Below are 2,034 nucleotides of genomic sequence, written 5' to 3'. Positions count from 1 at the left end.
GCACAAAGGGCCAGTCCTGACGATAATCGGTGATAGTCTCGGTTTCCCTCTGCATATCTTTGGATGTGATCTGCTTGAACCCCAGGAATGATCCACGCTTCACATCTACCTTGGCGCCTGCATAACTGTACTCAATTTTACGCTTACCCCCGATACCATCATCACGTTCAACTGACTGAACAACAGACAAAGGTGAAACATAATCCTGCTCAGGATAAACAGCTCCACTGCCTTTCGAATAAACAAACTTATCAGTTAAAGGCGTGTAACTGATGGATGTTTCATGACCGCGGGAAGTGGTGATCTTATTCAATAATGAAGGATATTTTTTTGAGTTATATAAAAATGCAAAAGTATCAATACCAGAGACACCAAATCGTCCCATAATTAAATCGGTTAAGGTGTCTCCATTTACATCGTGGAAGTAAGGGGTATATGCGGACCAATCTCCTCCGCTAGAGAAGTGTTTGTAATTTTGAAAGCTGCCATCCCCTTTTGACATAAATGTAAATACATGAAGAGGGGCCCTGACAGAAAGGGCCAACATGTCTGTATTGCCATCTCCATTTACGTCATGAAAGTAAGGGGTATATGCGGACCAATCTCCTCCGCTAGAGAAGTGTTTGTAATTTTGAAAGCTACCATCCCCTTTTGATAAAAAGGTAAAGATATTTATTCCAGCAGACCCTATGTGCCTCATCATCAAATCAGCTAAGCCATCACCATTTACGTCATGAAAATAAGGCTTATATGATGACCAATCTCCTCCTCCTCCAGGAAAATGTACATAGGGTTCATAATAGCCATCACCCTTGGAGATAAAGGTGTAGGTATGTACTCCAGAAGTTCCAAAATATCCCATAATCAGATCGGTTAAGCCATCACCATTTACGTCATGAAAATAAGGCTTATATGATGACCAATTTCCACCGCCGCCAGGAAAATGTACATAGGGTTCATAATGGCCATCACCTTTGGCAATAAAGGTATAGGTATGTACTCCAGAAGTTCCAAAATACCCCATAGTCAGATCGGTTAAGCCATCTCCATCCACGTCGTGAAAATAGGACTTATATGACGACCAACTTCCACTACTACCAGGGAAGTGAATAAAAGGTTGATAGCCTTCAGATACAGTATTTTCAAGGTACTCTATTGTTATCGGCTGTAAACAAGCATCAGCAGAACATTGAGTAATAGTCGATAACTTTGAAAGTTCTAATAATCCGTCATTATCAAACTCCACCCTATAATCCGCAACCAGCGTTTCAGCTTCATAGGTCTGAATATTCTTCAGACGCTGATCCTGTGTGATCTTGGCTCCAGCCTGATACCATGTGCGAATATCGGTGCGGTCTTCATAGACAAAGCGCACTGAGGAAGTGGCTGCCGTCCCAGCTGTGGCATTGCCGCCGTAATCAATACGGTTGATGCGGTATGAGCCGTTGCTTTGATCTTCGGTATAGCTGTAGGTGATAGCATTGCCTGATCGGTCAGACTGTTTGTTCAGTGCCCAGATCCGCGCTTCGGAACGCGCTGTGCCATCTGCCTTGATGGCTTCGATGCGACTGTCATCTGTCACACCATATTCCAGAACCAGACCGCCCTTGCTCCAGACTGTAAAACTCTCAGGGCCTGTGCCAGCAGTGCCGTTCGAAATAACCTTGGCATAACTTTCAATCTCGGTACGGTATTCCGTGCCATCTGCTCCATAGTCTCCAGAAACAGCGACCAAGCGCTGACCATCCAGACAGAAACGATCCTCATTTGAGAAATCAACACCGTGGATCTTGCCATGGGGGACCAGACGTTGACCACAGCGAGTTATCGGAGAAAGACCTGAAAGCCCCCAGCCAACACCCAAAGGACCATTACCCGTCTGAGAGGAATAAGACAAAGCCAGCCGCGGTTCATTGCCCGCAATTCCAGGCGAGACCGAAATCGGCAGGGAATAGGTTGCTGCCCCACTGTCATCAACCGCAAACTCCCCCTCAAGAGAACCCGCTACCGTTGTTGTACTACTCGTCTGGGCAT

General features: G+C 45.6%; 1 protein-coding gene. It reads right to left on the bottom strand.

From position 1 onward, the window contains the following. A partial coding sequence (locus tag WH96_RS20810; RefSeq protein WP_047766173.1) for an FG-GAP-like repeat-containing protein occupies nt 1-2,034 on the bottom strand: 2,034 nt, incomplete at both ends.

It is taken from the genome of Kiloniella spongiae (assembly GCF_001026905.1).
Lineage (GTDB): Bacteria > Pseudomonadota > Alphaproteobacteria > Kiloniellales > Kiloniellaceae > Kiloniella > Kiloniella spongiae.
This window is presented reverse-complemented; position numbering and strand designations above follow the sequence as displayed.